Raw genomic sequence first — 19,301 nt, 5'->3', positions numbered from 1 at the left:
TTGCAGACCAAATATAAAAGTAAATGAAATCATTCAGATTAATGTTAGTAAGTGCAGGCTTGTTGGTATTATGCAGCTGCACACCGCAAGGCTCCCGACAGACGGAAGCTGTTGCGGATAGTGTTTCCGTAAGTCAGGTAAATCCTGTAGTAGAAACGATGATGAGCCGCCGCAGCATACGGAAGTACAAACCCGAGGCGGTGGAGCGTGAAAAGATGCAGACTATCATAGAATGCGGAATCAATGCTCCTAATGGGATGAATAAACAGTCATGGGAGATCCGTGTCGTGGATAATCCGGAATTTATCAATGGCCTGACTGAGATATTCAAACAGGAAAACCCGAAAGCGGCAGAGCGTCCGGGTTTTAAGAATATGTTCAATAACGCTCCTACGGTCGTGTTTATAGCGAATGATCCCGCGTATGATATGTCACCGATAGATTGTGGCCTGTTGGGCGAGAATATGATTTTGTCCGCCTGGTCAATGGGAATCGGCTCCTGCTGCCTGGGAGGGCCTGTGCGCTTCATGAAATCACCTGCTGCGGCGGAATATATGAAAAAGTTGGGATTCAGTGAAGGGTATGAGTTGCTTTACGCCATCGCTTTCGGATATCCCGATGAGGCGCCGGCTGCCAAACCACGGGAGGTTGGTAAAGTGAAGTTTCTGGATTAGAGATAAAAAATCCCGGAGGCGGCAACACCTTCGGGATTTTATGGATATGAATGTAGATGGATCAGTTTTTGTTGGCTCTCTTGCGTTCTGTTTCGTCAAGAATCACTTTACGCATACGCATGCTCTTGGGAGTAACCTCTACATATTCGTCTTCCTTAATGTACTCCAATGCTTCTTCCAATGAGAATACGACCGGAGGAATGATGCGGGCCTTGTCATCAGAGCCTGATGCGCGCATATTGGTCAGTTTCTTCGATTTGGTAACATTGATTACCAGGTCATTTTCATGAACATGTTCACCTACCACCTGTCCGGCATATACCTCGTCTTGCGGATAAATGAAGAACTTGCCGCGATCCTGCAATTTGTCGATAGCGTATGCAAAGGCTGTCCCGCCTTCCATGGCAATCATAGAACCGTTGCTACGGCGTTCTATCTCACCTTTGTAGGGTTGGTAGCATTTGAAACGGTGGGCCATGATCGCTTCTCCTGCCGAGGCAGTCAGTACGTTGGTACGAAGACCGATAATACCACGTGAAGGCATATCAAACTCGATGTTTACGCGGTCACCCTGTGTCTCCATAGAAACCAGATCCCCTTTGCGGCGGGTTACCATATCAATCATCTTGCTGGAATATTCTTCGGGTACGCTGATTGTCAGCTCTTCGATAGGCTCGCATTTCACCCCGTCTATTTCTTTGAAGATCACTTGAGGCTGTCCCACTTGCAATTCGTAGCCTTCGCGACGCATGGTCTCGATCAATACGGAGAGATGAAGCACGCCACGTCCTGATACAATCCATTTACCGTCCTCCAGTTCGCTTTTGCGTACACGCAATGCCAGGTTCTTGTCCAGTTCTTTGGTCAGGCGGTCTTGAATGTGGCGTGAAGTCACAAACTTGCCTTCTTTACCGAAGAAAGGAGAATCGTTGATAGTGAACAACATGCTCATGGTCGGTTCGTCAATAGCGATGGGTGGCAATGGTTCCGGATTCTCGAAATCGCAGATGGTATCACCGATCTCGAAACCGTCTATACCTACCACAGCACAGATATCACCCGATGAAACGGCATCTGTCTTTTTGCGTCCCAAACCTTCGAACGTATGTAGCTCTTTGATTTTGGACTTTATCAGGCTGCCGTCACGCTTTGCCAGTGTAATGTTCATGCCTTCTTTCAGGGTGCCGCGATGCACGCGTCCCACAGCGATACGGCCTGTATATGACGAGTAGTCCAGAGAGGTGATTAACATCTGAGGAGTTCCTTCCAGTTGTTTCGGAGCCGGAATGTGCTCGATGATAGCGTCCAGCAGCGGAATCAGGTTCTCGGTCGGGGTTTTCCAGTCGGTACTCATCCAGTTGTTTTTGGCAGAGCCATAAATGACGGGGAAATCCAGCTGATCCTCGGTAGCATTCAGACTGAACATCAGGTCGAATACCATTTCATAAACTTCATCCGGACGGCAGTTGGGTTTGTCCACCTTGTTGACTACAACGACGGGTTTCAAACCGATCTGTAACGCCTTCTGCAATACGAAGCGTGTCTGGGGCATCGGGCCTTCGAATGCGTCCACCAATAAGATACATCCATCAGCCATATTGAGTACACGCTCTACTTCGCCACCGAAGTCGGCGTGTCCCGGAGTATCAATAATATTGATTTTTGTTCCTTTGTAGTTAATTGAAACGTTCTTTGAAAGGATGGTTATCCCTCTTTCGCGTTCCAAGTCATTATTATCCAGTACCAGCTCACCGTTTGTCTGGTCGTTGCGGAACAAATGTCCCGCCAGCATCATCTTGTCCACCAGTGTCGTTTTTCCGTGGTCCACATGGGCGATGATCGCAATGTTTCTAATGTCTTGCATACTATACCTATATATTTGGCTGCAAAGGTACGATTTTTAATTCAAAAAATATTTGGCTGTTAACGATTATTTTTTATCTTCCGCCTCTTCTTTGTTATTAAATGTAGAGGGAGTGGTGCCATAGAAATCGACAAAGTGCTTTCTGAAGGTGGGTATGTCATTGTATCCCACCATCTCGGCCACCTCCTGGACATTGTGTTTTCGGCTTCTCAGCAACTCGGCGGAGCGTTTCAGCCGGACCCCTCTTACTAGTTCTATGATGGTGAAATTCGTGAGTTGTTTCACTTTTCTGTAAAGAGTGGGCTGGCTCATGTTCAGCATCTCGGCCAGTTTTTTCACATTGAACTCCTGATTTTGCAGGTTTTCATTGACAATATTCAGTATTTGCGTGATGAACGGGTCCTCTATGGTGACCGTTTCCGCATTCTCTTCTTGCGGGCTGTTGTCGGTGACGGAAGGCATCAGCAGTTTGGTATAAATCTGTTTCAGCTCAACCCGGCTTTTTATCAGACGCTTCACCTTGGTGCGGAGAATTTCCGGGTTGAAAGGCTTCAGAATATAGTCGTCCGCTCCCAGCTCTATTCCTTTCACTATATCTGCGTCGTCCGTCAGAGCGGTCAGCAGGATAATAGGTATATGGCAGGTTTTCAGGTCCTCTTTCAAGATGCGGCAACATTCAAAACCGTTCATGACAGGCATCATGATATCCGTTATGATAAGATCCGGTATTTCCTTACGCGCCATTCTTACCCCTTCTTCCCCGTTTTCCGCCATGATAATATTATAGGTGGAGGAGAACAGCACTTTCAGATAGAGGCGGATATCCGCATGGTCTTCTACTACCAGCAGTTTCAGTTTGGTTTCGGGACTGTCAATGGGGTTGGCGATAATGCTGCTTGCTATTTTTTGCTGTTTCTTGTCCTCGGCGGTGATCATTGCTTTATCGGAATCTTCCACCAGCGTCTCGGGTTCGATGAAACAGACATTTTCATTATTCTCCAGGTGCTGTTTGCCCAGGGGGATATAAAGTACCACCAGGGTTCCTTTGTTTTTTTCCTGGGTGATCTGGATATCGCCGTGGTGGGCAAGTGCTGTCTTTTTCATGATTTCAATGCCTAATTCGGGGTGTAGCCGGTTGCTTGGAGGGTTGTAATTATCCGATCCAAGGAAGATGACCGAGGATTCTTCTATCATCTCTTTCCCGTCATCCTCTATGGTGAAGAGGCAGAAATCCTTTCCGTTGATCGTGCTGGTGTTTACAGTAAAACGGATGGAGCCGGAATACGAGATATGCCGGTAAGCATTGGATAGTATATTGCTCAGCGTGAAGATGATCTTTTTCCGGTCAATCCATATTTCTGTATTTATTTTGTTGTCCTTGTCATAATGCAGGTTGATGGGGCTGACGTTGAGCAGCTCATACGATGCACGGACCACCGTGTCGGCTATCGCGCTGGCGGGATAGGGCGCCACATTTAATTGGGGGCTGTAATTTTCCTGCTGATGAATATTCAGCAGCTGGTTGCAGATGTCCTGCAGGCTGATTGAGTTCCGGTAGGCCATTCTGGCTTTTTGCAGGAATGATTCGGGAAAGCCCGTATGGGCAATCATTTCTTTTAACGGAGCGGTGATGAGTGACAGCGGGGTGCGTAGTTCCTGTGCCAGCATATATCTGATCTGGTCGCGCAGCTGGTGGTTTTTCTCTTCTTCCTTTCTTATTTCCGTTTCTTCTTCCAGTTTCTCTTTCAGTTTTACTTCTTTGGCCTTGTAAGCTTGCCGTCTTTGTAATTTCCGGTTAAAGTACATCCATGTGAGCAGGGAAACAAAGATGACGGTCAGGATGTATACGGCGGCGGCCCATCCGCTTGCGGCCCAATATCTGTCTACGCTGATGGACAACCGGGTTATCTGCTCATCTTTGTCCAGCGGATAAGACGGGCGTATTTCCAGCATATATTTTCCGGGAGTGATATCGCTGAGCTTTATCTGATCGTCATAACTTGTTTTCCATTCTTTCTCTGTGGGCAGCAGGCGATATTTCACGGTGTTGGGCGAGGTGCCGTATTTCAAGTCACTTAAATAGAGAATCAAGTTGTTGTTATGGTAGTCTAAAGACAGATGCTCTGCCAGATGCGCGGGTCTGTCCAGAATGACTTGTCCGTTTATCTCCTCTCCAATTTCCACTTTGTTGTAATTGATATCTATATCGGAGATGCGGAACCGGCGGTTGCTTGAGCTTTCTTTTAAGGCGCGCGGTTCGAAATAGAGCAATCCTGTAGAGTTCGCCCATAGCAATTTCCCGTCATTCAGCCGGCATACATCATAATAACTTTCCGGCAGTGCGTAGGTATATGATGCATTGTTTTTGTTGTTCACAGTGATAAAGCCGGCATTGGTTCCCAGCCAGGTATTTCCGTTCTTGTCATCTATCATGCAGCTTATGTGTCCGTTGGACAATTCTTTTTGCAGGATCATGGTAGAGGATACGGTTTTCTCTTTTCCGTCTATTTGGATAATTTTATCGGAATAGGAGATAAACAGTTGGTTATAGTTGTTCAGGTAAAGCGCCAATACTTTTCCGGGGGTCAAGTCTCTTTCCTTTTCATAGCCGCCGGTGAATTTGATCCGTTTCCCTTCCCGGTCGGCGCGGCGTATTCCTTTCTCGGTGCCCAGCCACATGGTTCCGTCTCCGTCCTCGCACATGGCGGTTACTTCTTTGAACTCTTTTGCATAAGGTTGCGAGGCTATGCATTCGTGTGTCTGGTGGTTGTAGATCATCACTCCTTTTTCGGTGGCAATCCATAAGTGGTTCTGCGAGTTCAGGTATAGCTTCAAGATGGAAGCGGTCACGTCGGAGTCTGCCGTCTCGGGTTTGGGCTGGTAAGTCACCGTTGCGCCGGTGGTAGGATTAACCCGGAGAATGCTTCCCTGCTCATCGCCGAACCACAGTTCTCCATTTTTATCTTTGTGCAGGCAGTAGTGGTTGCCGGGGTTGCTCTTCTCCCATAGGGAAAAGCGCAGGTAGGGGGAGACGCTTTTTTCTGTACTTTTATAGATGCCGTTTTTTTCGGTGGCCAGCCAGATGCATCCGTTGGCATCTTGTTCTATGCTTTCCACATTCCTTATTTCATTGTTTAAAGGGATGCGGTTGATCTCGTTTCCTTTGAAATTCAGTTTCAGCAATCCTCTGCCGAAAGTTCCTACCCAAAGTACATTGTTGGGCTTGTCAAAATGAATGCCGGTAATTCTGTTTTTGAGGATAGGGTCGTAGTAAGAATCATACCGGGTCAGTTCTATGATGCGGAATGGCGACTGAAGGTAGTTGTCCGTTTCAAACCTTATGGCGGCCAGTGAGGTCCATGTGGCTATGATGAATGTGATTTCATCTATTTGGATGATATCGCGTATGTCCGAATTCTGTATGAGGGATGGCTGGCTGTTGTCATTCAGCTTGCGGGATGTTTTTGTGTCCGTATTGTAGCAGATGATTCCTTGGGTCTGGCCGCAGATCCATACATTATTATTATATAGATGTATTTTCTCAATGTCGTCGGCTTGGGCAATGCCCAGGTCGTTGCCGTTTATATATTCGCAGCTTTTATCGGCAATGTCATAAAGCAGGATCTGATTGTCGGCTGTCAGTGCGCATAGAATGTCTTCGTTATTATAAAGTTTGACCACTTTTGCCTTTATATCTGTAAGCGGCTGTGCGGTCAGTCTTATTTCATCGGTATTTCTCTCAATGTTTAATTCTACGATGGCATTGGAGGTCAGGGCGTATAGTCTGTCTTGCAGCACACAGATATCCAGTATGTCCTGCAATACCTCGGGAGCAGGCGAGGTGAGTGGCAGGTATTTCCCGCGCATCTTGTCAAAGCAGGCTATTTGGTTCAGGTTGGTAATGCGTGACCATAGCAGATTGTCCGATGTCTCATACAGGTGAGTCAAGGAGCGCGGCTCTTTTTCGATCAGGTTGTAATTATGAAAATGTACTCCGTCATAGCGGCTTAATCCGACATCGGTTCCCAGCCATAGAAAACCGGCTTTGTCCTGATGGATTCCGGTCAATGTATTGTTGCTCAATCCGTCTTTTTGGGTGAGTAGCTGGACGCCACACTGGCGGAAATAGCTTTGCGCATGAGTAGTTGTTAGGCAAAAACTACATAGTAAGGTGAGTATTAAAGATTTTATCATCATAAATTGTTTCACTTTTATTCCCCTGTTGCCAGATTTATAATATACAATCTGTCTGATATCATTCCTTAATCTATTTTAGGAATTTCTACAAATGTAGCAAATAATATTTTCATAACCAACTAAAAATCATGGGAATATATTCTTTTTCTAGCATCGGCTAGTCCGGTGGAAAAAGAAAGGGGTTGGTGTTTCATTCATGTTACTTTGTTTGCCGCTGATTACTAGGTAATTGCGCTTGAATGAAATACACCCCCTTGTCTGTGCTCTTTTCCGTAAAGCAGGTATGCCGAGCCCGGGACAAGGGGGATGGCGGTATCTATGATAAAGTGATTATTGTATGCTTCGTCATAAATTATAGGAGAAGGCAGCCTCGTGGTTCCGGGGATTGTAGTAACCCTTTATGGTGACGGGGATCTGCATATATTTTACCTCATTGTCTATTACTTTCATATAAATATAGCTCTGGGATTCGAACTTATAGTTTTTGGTGGCAGGATCGGTAGCCAGACTGAAGCCTTTGAGATACCATTTTATCAAAGACGAGGAGCATTCGGACTGATATCCGCTGTAGTACAGGCTTCCGTCACTGTAGCATTTCATGTTCAGCTGGATAGTGAAAGCATATTTATGGTCTATCGTTTGCTTCATTGCAATTTTCAGCCATGTTTGTTCTCCTTGGGGTGCGGCCTGGACATCCAGTTCTTCCTGAGCGTCAGTGTGTTTGCGGAGGGCGGATAAAATTCTCTCGGCTTCAGAAAGGCTGATAGCCGGCAACTCACTTAATTTTAAGTGATCAGCATTGTTTTCCTCGTATGTGACGCTTCTGGCGCCATACGTTTTTTCCAAAAGATACGTTGAAACGGAGTTTTCAACGGGGTCATTACCATCTGCGGAGCAGGATGCCAAACTCATCATGACGAGCATGGCAATCATTAAATGAATTGCCTTCATAGAGCTATAATTTTTATGTTTCTTTTTGATTGTTTGAATGATTGACCCATTATCATCCGCTGCAAATGTAGGTATTCTTTTCATATATCCAAATTATTCTTGGGCTTTTTTGATAAAAACACCCTCCTTTTGACGAAAATACCTGCTATATGGAGGGGGAGGAAGTGATTTTCTGTTAAAAAGGGGTGTTTCTGTCAAGGTGAAAGGAATCTCGTCCACAGGTGGGGAAAATGCCGTTGGTGCTTCGTCCGGTCGTTGGAATGTTTTTCAGGGGATGGCCGGATGAAAACAGGAGGTAAGACTGTTTTTTATTCATTTTTCATTTTGCCGAAACCACCTCTTAATAAAGATCAATTCGCCAATATCCTGTTAAAACAATAGAGCCTACCTTTGTGATGTGAAAAATAACTTAGCTAGAGAGAATAGAATATGGTAATACGAAGATTTTTATTTTCATTGGTGTGTCTGCTGGCTTCTTCCTTATTTATACATGGACAGATAGCTGTTAAGACGAATGTGGCGATGGATGCTGTCGCCATACCAAACCTGGGAGTGGAGGTAGGGTTAAGCAAGAAGCTTACACTGGACATCCCGCTTTATTATAATCCCTGGAAGTACAGTGATAGCAAGATGCTGAAGCTGGTGATGGTACAACCCGAGTTGCGCTATTGGCTTTGCGACAAGTTCAATGGTCATTTCTTCGGTTTTCATTTGATGGGGGGCGCATACAATACGACCGGTATTGACCTGCCGTTCTCTCCTTTCGATGATTTGAAAGACTTCCGTTATAAGGGGCATTTTTATGGCGGCGGCGTCAGTTACGGTTATCAGTTTGTGCTGGGCCGTCATTGGAACCTGGGAGCCACTATCGGTCTGGGGTATGCTTATGTACGCTATAAGAAATACGAGTGTGAGGAATGTGGGGATATGCTGGAGAAATCCAACAAGAACTATTTTGGCCCTACCAAGGCCGCTCTGAATCTGATTTATGTATTCTAAAAATAAAGGATTATGAAACTTATACGCTATATACTTCTCATATTGTTGATACCCGCTACTCCGGCAGGCGCACAGGCATTGGCGGGTGGTCAGGTACAGGTCGGTAACCCGTCCATCCTGATTGGTGATAACGGACAGGTGATGATAGGAATGGACATCACGCTGCCGGCTGCCATGGAGCTTTCTTCCAACCGTGTGGCCACGCTGACTCCGGTTTTGAGGACACAGGATAACAGTGCTAACAAGGTGTTGCCCGCCATCTGGGTGTATGGACGTACCCGTTCCATTGTGCAACAGCGCGAGCGCAGTGTCCCTTCGGATGCTTATACCGTTCTCCGCCGCAAGAATGGAACGGAGCAGACGGTGAATTATTCGGCCCGCATCCCCTACGAGAAATGGATGAACGGTGCGGAACTGGAACTGCTGGCTGCCGTGCGCGGCTGTGCCGATTGCCAGAAAGAGGAAAGCACTGCCTTTGTGACCCGTGCCCATTTGGAACGCTATGTGGTGAAACCTGCCGTGGCATTTGTCTCTCCGGCCGTCGAGGCGGTGAAGAACCGTGCCGAGGAAGGGCGCGCTTATTTGGATTTCCCGGTAAACCAGACCCGGATTTATCCTGACTATCGCCGTAATCCGTCCGAACTGGCTGCCATCAAGCATACGGTGGATGTGGTGAAGAATGATGCCAATACCACCATTACCGAAATAGCGATTGTGGGTTATGCCTCTCCCGAAGGCAGGTATACCGCCAATGCGCGTCTGGCTCAGGGCCGTGCCGAAGCGTTGAAGAGCTATGTCATGAACGAGTATGGTTTTAAGGCGGATTTGTTCAAGGTGAATTCCGTGCCCGAGGACTGGGCGGGGCTGCGCGACTATGTGGCCGGGAGTAATTTGCCTCTGAAAGAAGAGATTTTGTCCATAATAGATACGAACGAGAGCGATTTTGATGTAAAGGAGGGACGCATGAAAGCCTTGGATGGCGGAAAGGTATATGCCATGTTGTTGCAAGATTGCTATCCGGCTTTGCGCCACTCCGATTACACCGTGCGGTATGTAGTCCGCGGATTCAATGTGGAAGAAGCGAAACAGATTATAAAGACCCGTCCCCAGCAGTTGAGCTTGCAGGAAATGTTTCTGGTGGCCCAGACATACGAAAAGGGGAGCGACGAGTTTAACGAAGTGTTCGATGTGGCAGTGCGCATGTTCCCTGATGACCCAACAGCGAATATAAACGCTGCCGCTATCGAACTCCAACGAGGTGACTTGCAACAGGCGGCGCGTTATCTGGACAAGGCGGATGCACAGGCGAGTGCGACGCTGAACAACAGAGGCGTGCTGAAACTGTTGCAAGGAGACCTCGACTCGGCCGAAACGTTTTTCAGACAGGCGCAAGCCAAGGGAGCTGCCGAAGCCGGCGCCAACTTGAATGAGGTGGCGGAAAAGCGTAAAGATGAAGTAATTTTTGGAAAATGACCTATTATAACAAACAGTACAATAAAAGATGTTAGAAGAAACTTGTTCTTTGTGAAAAGCGCAAGGTAAAATCCGGGGTAGAGGAGTCTATTCCCGGATTTTGAATTTTATAGGGTACTATTCATTCACAGGCTTATACTGTTCTTCTTCGATGAATTGAAAGTTCAATATCCGTTAACCACGGACGTGATTAAGTCTAACCACCTAGGTGGTTAACTTTAGTCACCCTTGTGGTTAGACTTAACCACCAAGGTGGCTAAGCAATTATAAACCATTCATCCACCCTATGCACAAGGCATGTAGCGAAGTTGGAATCCTTTATTTTTGGGCATTCGTTAGTGAGGGCAATGCCCTCACTAACGAATATGCTACCACCACTAATAAGCACGTCATTATAAACAAGTTACAGTAAAAGTGAGGGCATGAGGGCATTTTTGCGTCCAACTTTCTATTGGTTAATGACATCCAATACGCCATTGTCGCTATCTATGGAGAAAAAGAGGGTGCCTTCCATTTCTTCATTGCCTGATGGAAATGACCTCTACAGGGGGGAATCCTGCTGAAAATACCACTGTGCCTTATCGGGATAGGCAAATAAAAAAAAGATACATTTTATTTCTGTTCTTTCTCTGTGTTTTTCTGCGTGAAATGTAAGAGGCGATTCTTTCAATGAGCAGGGCGTTTTATTCATGAATGACGGAAATGCCCTGCAAAAGGCGCTCTAAAGTCATTTTGTCAAAGACGCCAATCTATTTTGCCGAAAATACCGATTAAGGCTTATGCGGTTTGCCACTTACCTTTGCAGTGTCGACAAACAAGAATAGAAATTACAAAAAGGAGTTTATAATTTAAAAACTTAGGATTATGAAAATTAAGGGGTTATTGTTAGGAATGTTGGCATGCGCTGCAATGGTAGCATGTACAAACGAGGACATTGTGGAAAATAACAATGGCGGACAACCGGAGAAAGTAAAGGGCAACCTTTCATTAGTGATTAGTTCTTCTTCAAACTCATCACGTGCAGGTGATAATGAAAATAGCGGTACAACGGATCCGGGTATCGAAAGTGAATCAACTGTAACAGATGCCGTTATAATTTTGAATAGACTGGATGATAATGGAGATCTTACTCAAGAAGAATTCGGTGGTTATTTAACAGGGGCACAGTTGAATAAAACTACGACTGCTGGAGCAACCATTTATAAGCCTTTCTTTACATTGGCAAATTCCGGATTGTATAAAGTGCTTGTTGTATTAAATCCGACAGTGGCAATAGAAGCTATCGCCAACAACGAACAAACAACTGGAAAATCTAAGTATGAACAGATTGTGGAAAGTTCTTATACAACAACTGGTGCTGATATAGCAATAGCTGCTGCCGGTCAATTTATGATGGTGAACAAAGAAGAGATAACTGTAAACGTTGAATCCAATAACTATGAAAATCCAACAGAACAAGGGGTAGAGGTAGAACGTGTCGTTTCAAAGATAAATTATGTAGTTGCTAAATTAAATAACTTATATCCTCTTACAGTAAAGACTACTGATTATGCCATTGCGGAAACTATAAGTGGTTACTATATATATCCCGATAATAAAGCTGCTCATTTGACAGGTTTGCATAAGGCAAAGAATTTGGATAATGGTAATTCTGATGTTTGGATACATGAGGGGAAAAATGGAACAGACAGAAGAGCTTTTATAAAGACAGACGAAACTTATGGTCAGACAGATGAACATATTTTTACTCTTCTTGAGTCGTTCCCGAAATTTGAATATTATACTAAAACTACTAATGGTCATCTTGACTGGACAGTGAAACTGGATAAATACGCATTGGTGAATCTTTCAAATTCTGTGTATACAGCAAGACATTTGACGGATGCAAGCTGGGAAAACCTCAGAACTTTAGGCTTGTTAGGTGAAAACAATATGGCCTATATGGTTGATCCTAATTCAATGAATAAAAATAGTGAATCAAATTACGACCAAGCTTTTGACTCATATTTCTATAACGCATTGAAAAATGTAAATGCGGATAAAGTTGATGAGGCTGGTAGTGAACAGACCTATTTCCAAGATCTTCCTACTGAAAACACTAACGATAATAAAGAGGTAGGTCATCGTTTGGCTTATTGTTTGGAAAATATTGTGAAAAAAGAAAAGCAAGTGCCGGCTTTAGTGACAGGTATTATTTTCCGTGGTCAGATTGGCGATAAAGATGGTAATCCTGTTGGTACCATTTATAAATGCGATAATAAATTTTATACATCTATTGATGCTGTAAAAGCTGACAATGGTGCAGATGCATCTTATGATACTTATGAAAATGGACATTGCTATTATTATTCATCTGACATTTGCCACAATAAAGGAGATCAGTATATGGATAAGGCAATCATGAGAAATAATATCTATGTACTGAAAGTTACTGGATTCGAGGAAATCGGTGGTGCAACAATAGAAATAGATCCTAGCGGTGAAGAAATTGATAACAATTTCTATTTGCAGTTGAGTGCCAAAATCCTTCCTTGGGTTGTACGTTTCAACGACATTGAGTTCTAAGAATAAACACTATAACAGACAGGGGGAGGATTCATCTCCTCCCCCTTTATACCTTTCTATATTCTAACATTATAAAATGATCAAAAGCATGAAAACAGTAAAAACATTCGCCCGACAATTCTCCTTCAGCCTGATGATGGCCATGACATTGGGAAGCGCCGTTGTGTCGTGCGACAGCATACTCGGTGAAGAAGAGGTAGATTGCTCTGTGGAGTACAGAGTGAAGTTCAAGTATGATTATAACATGAAGTATGCCGATGCCTTCTCACGCGAGGTGGAGACTGTGACACTTTATGCTTTTGACGATAACGGCAAGTTGGTATATCAGAAGACAGAAGAAGGCGATGTGCTGGGAGAAGAAGGATATACCATGAAAGTGGATTTGGAACCGGGTGACTACCATCTGATCACTTGGGCGGGACTGAATAATGAGGCTTCATTCTCAGTACCTTTGGTTACGGCAGGAGAATCCTCGCTGGACGAACTGCAATGCAAGATGGACCGTCTGTACAGCCGTGCGGCTGATGGAACGGCTATGGTGAACAGCAAACTCTCTTCGTTGTGGCACGGCGAAGTGACCAAGCAATCTTTCTCGCGGGCGGCAACCTCGCAAGTAGTGACCGTGCCACTGGTGAAGAACACCAACACCATACGCGTCATTCTCCAGCAAATGGACGGAGTGACTGTGGAGGTGGATAAATTTGAATTTACGATTACGGACGACAACGGCCTGATGAACTATGACAACAAGCTGCTGGAGGACGAAACATTAACATATTATCCCTATTACCGTACGCAGGGCGGCACGGACATGGGGACACGAGCCGACGGAGAGGAGGAGGACAGCAACATCAGCGTAGCCATCGCACAGATTACCGTAGGCCGTCTGGTGGTTGAAAACAACCCCCGCCTCACCATCACCAACAAGGAAACCGGAGAACCTGTACTTTCCATCCCCTTGGTGAAATACCTGCTGCTTACCGAAGCCGAAGGACATGACATGACCAACCAGGAGTATCTGGACCGTCAGGACGAATACAACATGACTTTCTTCCTGGACGAGAGCATGAAATGGATCCAGACCAGCATCATTATCAATGACTGGGTGGTGCGCTTCAATGACATGGACATGTAATAACGAAACTAAAAAAGCAATTTATGAAAAGATGGTTATCATATATAGTAATGGCGGTGCTCTGCGGCTTCTACTGCTCGTCGTGCAGCGATGAGACGTTTGAAGGACAGGGTCCGGATACCGGTGCTCCTGTGGTGAGACTGACGATTGCCCTGCCGGGAACAAGTCGCGCGATTGGAGGATATGAGGAGAATGCATATCCGGATAATCTGGATCCTGAGACAGAAGGACAGCGCTCTATTGACGCCAATGACATTTATGTGTTGCAGTTCGTGGATGACAAGCTGTATCATGTGATTACTGACTTGGCGATTTCACAACCTGACGGCCTTCAAGTACGTACCTTGACCGGACATATTCTTTTTGCACCCGGCCGTACGGAATTGGTCGTGCTGGCCAATCTGAATCAGCAGGAGGGCATTGCGAGCATCACGGCGGAAGATTTGCTTACCAGTTACAACGGACAGGCACAAAGCGAAATATACAAGGATCTCATCTATTCTTATCCTACAGCTAATTGGAATTTGGAAAATAACAAACTGCCCATGTGGGGAACTACCGGTGTGATTTCAATTTCCTCTACTACCGATGCCAGTTGCAATCTTTATCGCGGTGTGGCTAAAATGGGTGTTCAGGTGGATGAGGATTGTACGAATTTCCAATTGAAAGAAATATATGTATATCGTGTGAATGATAAAGGGTATTGTGCGGCTCCTACTCAAAAGCCGAGTAGCGATATGCAAATCCAGTTCTCGGAGACAGATATACCGGAAACGGCAAGTCCGCGTACAGATCCATTGAAGTATGTGGTTCCTGAAAGTGAGGATACGGATTATATTGTCACCGGTAAGAGGTTCTTGAATCAGATTTACCTTTCCGAGGTAAAGAACGCCGGCACTGACCCTGACAAGCAGCTGAAGGTAGTGGTAGGTGGTATCTATGAAGGTGAAGGGATAGAAGGAGCCGGTAAAATGAACTACTACCGCATCGATATGAAAGACGACAAGGGCGGTGGAGTGGCCGACTTTGACATTATCCGCAATCACTCGTATGTATTCAACATTACAAAGGTGGCTAACCCGGGAACTCCCACCCCCGATGAGGCGTTGGAGAATGATGTAGTGGCCTTGACGGTTACTGTAGACAGGTGGGCGGACGATTACATGCGCGGTGTCCCCGATCAGTATACGCTGACTACCGACAAAAGTGTCATTATCTGCAAAAAGTTTAATGATGTGTCGACAAAAACACTGGACATCTGGACGGATTATAGCGACGGCTGGTATATAGAACCTATTGCCGGTCAGGATTTGAGTTGGTTGACAATAGACAAGGAGAGTGGCAGCGCTAATAGCACGACCACCGTATCCGTCACTCCGAATTTTGAGAACAGAGGTATTACTCGCACCACACGTTTTTATGTGGTGGCAGGTAGTATCAAGAAGGAAATTACGGTTATTATGCCTCAGCCTCCTACGGCAAACTGCTACATTGTGGACGAAGGCGAACACGAGTTGATTGTCTCCATTAAAGGCAACGGTAACGATGGTATCGCTCCCGAAGGGATCGACATTGTTCCCGGCGAGGGTGACGCTGCCTTGACACCGGTCAAGATAGGGGTCATTTGGGAAACAGAAGCCGGACTGATACAGCTGAGAGATGCTGGAACGGGTAGTTATGTCTCTAATACGCAGGGAAGAATGACTTATGCCGATTATGACCCAAATACCAATTCCATCAAGTATACTGTCAACTTGAACGGTGCCAGCATTGGCGGTGTAACGGGAGGTAATGCATTGATCGGTGCGTTTAATGATCGGAATCAAGTGGTATGGTCATGGCATATATGGGTAGCTCCCGACATGATTGACCCGAATACACAGGAAGTGTATGAACACATGGTAGAGAATTGGACCTTGAATGACTATGATGTATTGGACCGTAACCTGGGTGCGTTAAGCAATAAGCCTGTGGATAATAGCAGCGTGGCATCTATGGGATTGCTTTACCAATGGGGGCGTAAAGACCCGTTTATTGGTGCCGGATATTCCAATGATAATTTCAAGGATACCGGTGTGTTACCGGTGGTACATTATTATGAGGGCTGGGGAGTACAGAATGGCGGTTCGATAAGAATGGATGATAATGCTATCCCTACTACCATCCAGCATCCTACACGGTTGGTGTATGGTGGTGGTAATAGTAGCCCTACCGGATTATCCAGTATACCCGGTTATGGTGGCTATTTGTGGGGAACTAATAATGGGTTAAGTACTACTGTAAAAGATTTAGGCTCAAAGACTATTTATGACCCGTGTCCTGTGGGATATAGAGTGCCACCGGTGGATGCGTTCGTGTTTAGTAAAAAAGTAGAAGTTAAAAAATATAAACGAGGGGAAAGAATTGGAGAGATAACTCTAAAGAAAGAAGATTCTAAGGATTATGGGAAGCCTATATATTATAGGGAATGGGATTCAGAGGACAGGGAGTGGAATAAATATAAGTTTGAAGAAGACGGTAAATTAAAAGGAGGGAAGGATTCAGCAAAGATATATGAAGTTTATGAGGCTGTTCTTTCTATTGATTGGAAAACATTAACAAGCGAAAAAGACAACTGGCGTTTTAATGTAATGTATGTTCCTCATTTTGTGAATAACATGAACGATACAAAGATTCAATGGGGAGATAGCAATGCTGATGAAATATCTATATATGATGGATCTTATGTAAGCAATGCAGGTTATTATGGTTTTTATTTGAATTATGAGAGTTTGAATGAACCTAAATTAACGGCTGAAAAAAAACAGGGTTTCTATGGTCATGAAAATAAAAGAGCTAATTATTATTATAATCCCGTAGCTGGCCAGCCTATTACATGGTTGCCCTTGACAGGTGCTTATGATCCGACAAAGGGATTTACTTTTAAAGGCCAAAACAATTCTACGATTTCAATAGAACAAGGGTCCTCTATTACCGTAAATAGTTTTTTGTGGACGAACTCTTCTATTCTAAGTGAGGATAACAAATGGATTCCGGGTGCAATGTTCCTGCATGGGGCAGAGATCGGTGGTGGAGGTAATGGGCGCCATATCCACGGACTGACTCAATCTAATATTCGTGCGGAATCTCATTATGCCGGAGCCGTCCGTTGTGTCCGCGACAGGGCAAAGACCAAATGGGATATCAACTCATTGACTCCAACGGCAAGTATTAGCCGTGCGAAAGGCAGCACCACCACCATCAGCATTGTATCTGTCAATGCCACATGGGAATTGGTGAACCCGGGTGCTCCCTGGTTGCAGGTAACGCCGGACAGCGGTAATGCCGACAAGGGAAGAGGAACGACTATCACCCTGAAAATGCTGAAGGAGATGCCAAGCGGAACAAGTACTACACTGGCATTCCGTATCGCCAATGAAACGGAAGACCGTGAAGTGACTGTGACGGTGAACTAAAAGATGAACAATAAAACGTATGCTACTTATGAAAACGAAATTTAATATAGCATTCTTTCTCTTGCTGGTAACAGCCTTGTGGGGATGTACGGAAGCGAATGAGCAAACGGCGGAAATCATAGCCGGGAAAGGCAAGAATGTGCAAGTCTCTTTTGAGGTCATGGTGCCGCCGGCCGGTCTTCCTTCCAGCCGCGCTATCAGTAATGATGCCGCAATTGACAAGTATGTGGTGTGGGTCTTTAATGACGGGGCCTTTAAGGAAGCGGTGAGCAAAGGAGATACGTACACAGAGGGCACGGAAACAAAGCCTAGAATCAGTTGGGACGGGACAAGTGGAGGACAGATGTATATCATACTGCCCGAAGAATATACCGCTGTAACGCTGATGATTGTAGCGAATGCAGAAGTTGACACTCCCGCTGTAGATACTTCGTTTGATGCAGCAAAGGCGTCATTGGGCACATTTACAAACAACGATCTACAGTATATGCCCCTGTATGGCGAACTGACCGCTCCGTTTGCCGTTGCTTTGGGAGCGAAGGGAAATATCTCCCTGCTTCGTGCCATGGCAAAAGTGGAAGTGCGGACCGAAGGCTCAAATTTCCAATTGGACGAAATGTATGTTTATCGGGTGAATCACACCGGAACCATCGCCAAGCAGGGCAGTATTATCAATAATCAGCCCATGGACGAAAGGGTGGTGGGAACAGTTGCAGGCAACAGTACGGGTTCCGTATATATTCCGGAAATAGCCGGTGTCAATGGGGCTGATGGAAAAGGCGAGACATTTATTGTCATGGGGGGTACCTATACTTCTAAAGATGGAGTTTCCAGCAAAAAATATTATCGTTTGGATTTCATCAAGCGCATTACGGAAGAAGGTGCGGGTGTACGATATGAGCCGTTGGGAGATATCGAGCGTAATCACCGGTATATCTTTGATATTGACTATTTGACGGATGGTGCAGGTCATGGTGATTTGGAAACGGCTGTCAGTGCTGACGCCGACAACCGTATCAGTGAGACCGAAATAGAAATGATTGTCATTGATGATAAGGATATCATGGATATCACGACGGACAACTATATTTATTTAGGTGTTACCGCAGGAAAAATCACAGCTTCCGAAATAGGAGATTATTATACCGCCCGTATCAGGGTTGTAACGAACAATCAGAATGGCTGGCAGATTGAAACCTTACCTGAGGGTGTCAGTGTGACATTGGATAGTTGGAGGCCTGCACCGAGTGATGAAATAGAAGAAGTCAATTCCACATGGGTCTTTTTGGAGAAAGCCCAATATTCACGCAAACAAGATGTATCCCTTTATATCTATAGTGGGAATATCCGGAAAACAATCCAAATTCTGATACCTTAATAAAAGGAGGATGTTATGAACAACCTGTTAGAAATCATGGACAAGGAATCATGCGGTAAATCGGAAGTTTACCTGTATGAAGAAGGTGGCCGCTGGTATGCCTACCATCGTTCGGCCCAGTTGTTGAAGAAACTCAGTGAGGCGGCATTGAAGCTGAAAGAGGTGTGTTCCTTCTACGGTGTCATGCTGGACAAGGTGGAAGTGGATTTGAACAAGTTGCTGAACGGGCCTTGGTTGGTAACCCTGTGTTCGGACGATGAGATGATGCTGATTAAAAACGACTAATCTATAGAATTATGTGCGAGGTGGTAACGATGTTGGAAAGGGAACTGAGCAATGACGGTTTGATATATATCTACCGGGAAGAGGATGGCAAGTGGTATGCTTATGAGCAGTCTGCTTTTTATCTGAGCCGGATGATACCTGAACTTTCTTTAGGCCGTTATGTGATGGAAGATGCTTTGTGGCTGGCAAGGGCGGAAGTCGATGTAAACCGGATTCCCCAGGAGAAGGTCATCAGTCATAGCCAGTCCGAATATGTATTGCACTATACCCCGTACGATGGATTCCATGAGTGGCTGGCTGAGATAAAGTAAATGCAAAACCGATA

The 19,301-nt window shown here is 45.2% G+C and carries 12 protein-coding genes; 9 read left to right on the top strand and 3 right to left on the bottom strand.

Annotated features, from left to right (window positions below):
• Positions 1–23 precede the first annotated feature (23 nt).
• Positions 24–674, top strand: a complete 651-nt coding sequence (locus ACYQ0C_RS20070) for a nitroreductase family protein (RefSeq protein WP_025018853.1) — start codon at positions 24–26, stop codon at positions 672–674.
• A gap of 61 nt (positions 675–735) precedes the next feature.
• Here the strand turns inward: ACYQ0C_RS20070 and typA are convergent, their stop codons facing one another.
• The 3 genes from typA to ACYQ0C_RS20055 all read right to left on the bottom strand — a co-directional run bounded on the left by typA (position 736) and on the right by ACYQ0C_RS20055 (position 7,686).
• Positions 736–2,538: a translational GTPase TypA gene (typA, locus tag ACYQ0C_RS20065; RefSeq protein ID WP_016274534.1), complete on the bottom strand. Its 1,803-nt coding sequence runs from the start codon at positions 2,536–2,538 to the stop codon at positions 736–738.
• Between the two features lie 66 nt (positions 2,539–2,604).
• Positions 2,605–6,732, bottom strand: coding sequence for a hybrid sensor histidine kinase/response regulator transcription factor (locus tag ACYQ0C_RS20060; protein ID WP_032941374.1), 4,128 nt, complete (start codon positions 6,730–6,732; stop codon positions 2,605–2,607).
• Between the two features lie 348 nt (positions 6,733–7,080).
• On the bottom strand, positions 7,081–7,686 hold the full coding sequence (locus ACYQ0C_RS20055; protein WP_016274532.1) for a DUF5033 domain-containing protein: 606 nt from the start codon (positions 7,684–7,686) through the stop codon (positions 7,081–7,083).
• A 429-nt stretch (positions 7,687–8,115) separates the two neighbouring features.
• Here ACYQ0C_RS20055 and ACYQ0C_RS20050 point away from each other — a divergent pair, with 429 nt between their 5' ends.
• From ACYQ0C_RS20050 to ACYQ0C_RS20015, 8 genes are all read left to right on the top strand, one after another.
• The gene (locus tag ACYQ0C_RS20050) at positions 8,116–8,685 is read left to right on the top strand and encodes a DUF3575 domain-containing protein (protein WP_016274531.1); all 570 of its coding nucleotides are present in this window, start codon (positions 8,116–8,118) and stop codon (positions 8,683–8,685) included.
• A gap of 12 nt (positions 8,686–8,697) precedes the next feature.
• Positions 8,698–10,158, top strand: coding sequence for a DUF3868 domain-containing protein (locus ACYQ0C_RS20045; protein WP_016274530.1), 1,461 nt, complete (start codon positions 8,698–8,700; stop codon positions 10,156–10,158).
• An 864-nt stretch (positions 10,159–11,022) separates the two neighbouring features.
• Positions 11,023–12,723 carry an Mfa1 family fimbria major subunit gene (locus ACYQ0C_RS20040; protein ID WP_016274528.1) on the top strand — a complete coding sequence of 567 codons (1,701 nt, stop codon included), beginning with the start codon at positions 11,023–11,025 and terminating at the stop codon, positions 12,721–12,723.
• An 88-nt stretch (positions 12,724–12,811) separates the two neighbouring features.
• Positions 12,812–13,858, top strand: a complete 1,047-nt coding sequence (locus ACYQ0C_RS20035) for a FimB/Mfa2 family fimbrial subunit (protein ID WP_016274527.1) — start codon at positions 12,812–12,814, stop codon at positions 13,856–13,858.
• Positions 13,859–13,881: 23 nt separating this feature from the next.
• Positions 13,882–17,313, top strand: a complete 3,432-nt coding sequence (locus tag ACYQ0C_RS20030) for a BACON domain-containing protein (protein ID WP_016274526.1) — start codon at positions 13,882–13,884, stop codon at positions 17,311–17,313.
• Positions 17,314–17,341: 28 nt separating this feature from the next.
• The gene (locus ACYQ0C_RS20025) at positions 17,342–18,691 is read left to right on the top strand and encodes a hypothetical protein (RefSeq protein WP_016274525.1); all 1,350 of its coding nucleotides are present in this window, start codon (positions 17,342–17,344) and stop codon (positions 18,689–18,691) included.
• A 15-nt stretch (positions 18,692–18,706) separates the two neighbouring features.
• A complete protein-coding gene (locus ACYQ0C_RS20020) occupies positions 18,707–18,976 on the top strand; it encodes a hypothetical protein (protein WP_016274524.1) in 270 nt (89 codons plus the stop codon).
• Positions 18,977–18,987: 11 nt separating this feature from the next.
• Positions 18,988–19,287, top strand: coding sequence for a hypothetical protein (locus tag ACYQ0C_RS20015; protein ID WP_016274523.1), 300 nt, complete (start codon positions 18,988–18,990; stop codon positions 19,285–19,287).
• Positions 19,288–19,301 lie beyond the last annotated feature (14 nt).

It is taken from the genome of Phocaeicola sartorii JCM 17136 = DSM 21941, from assembly GCF_054653615.1.
The sequence above is the reverse complement of the archived record's forward strand: the minus strand, read 5'-3'. Positions and strand labels throughout refer to the sequence as shown.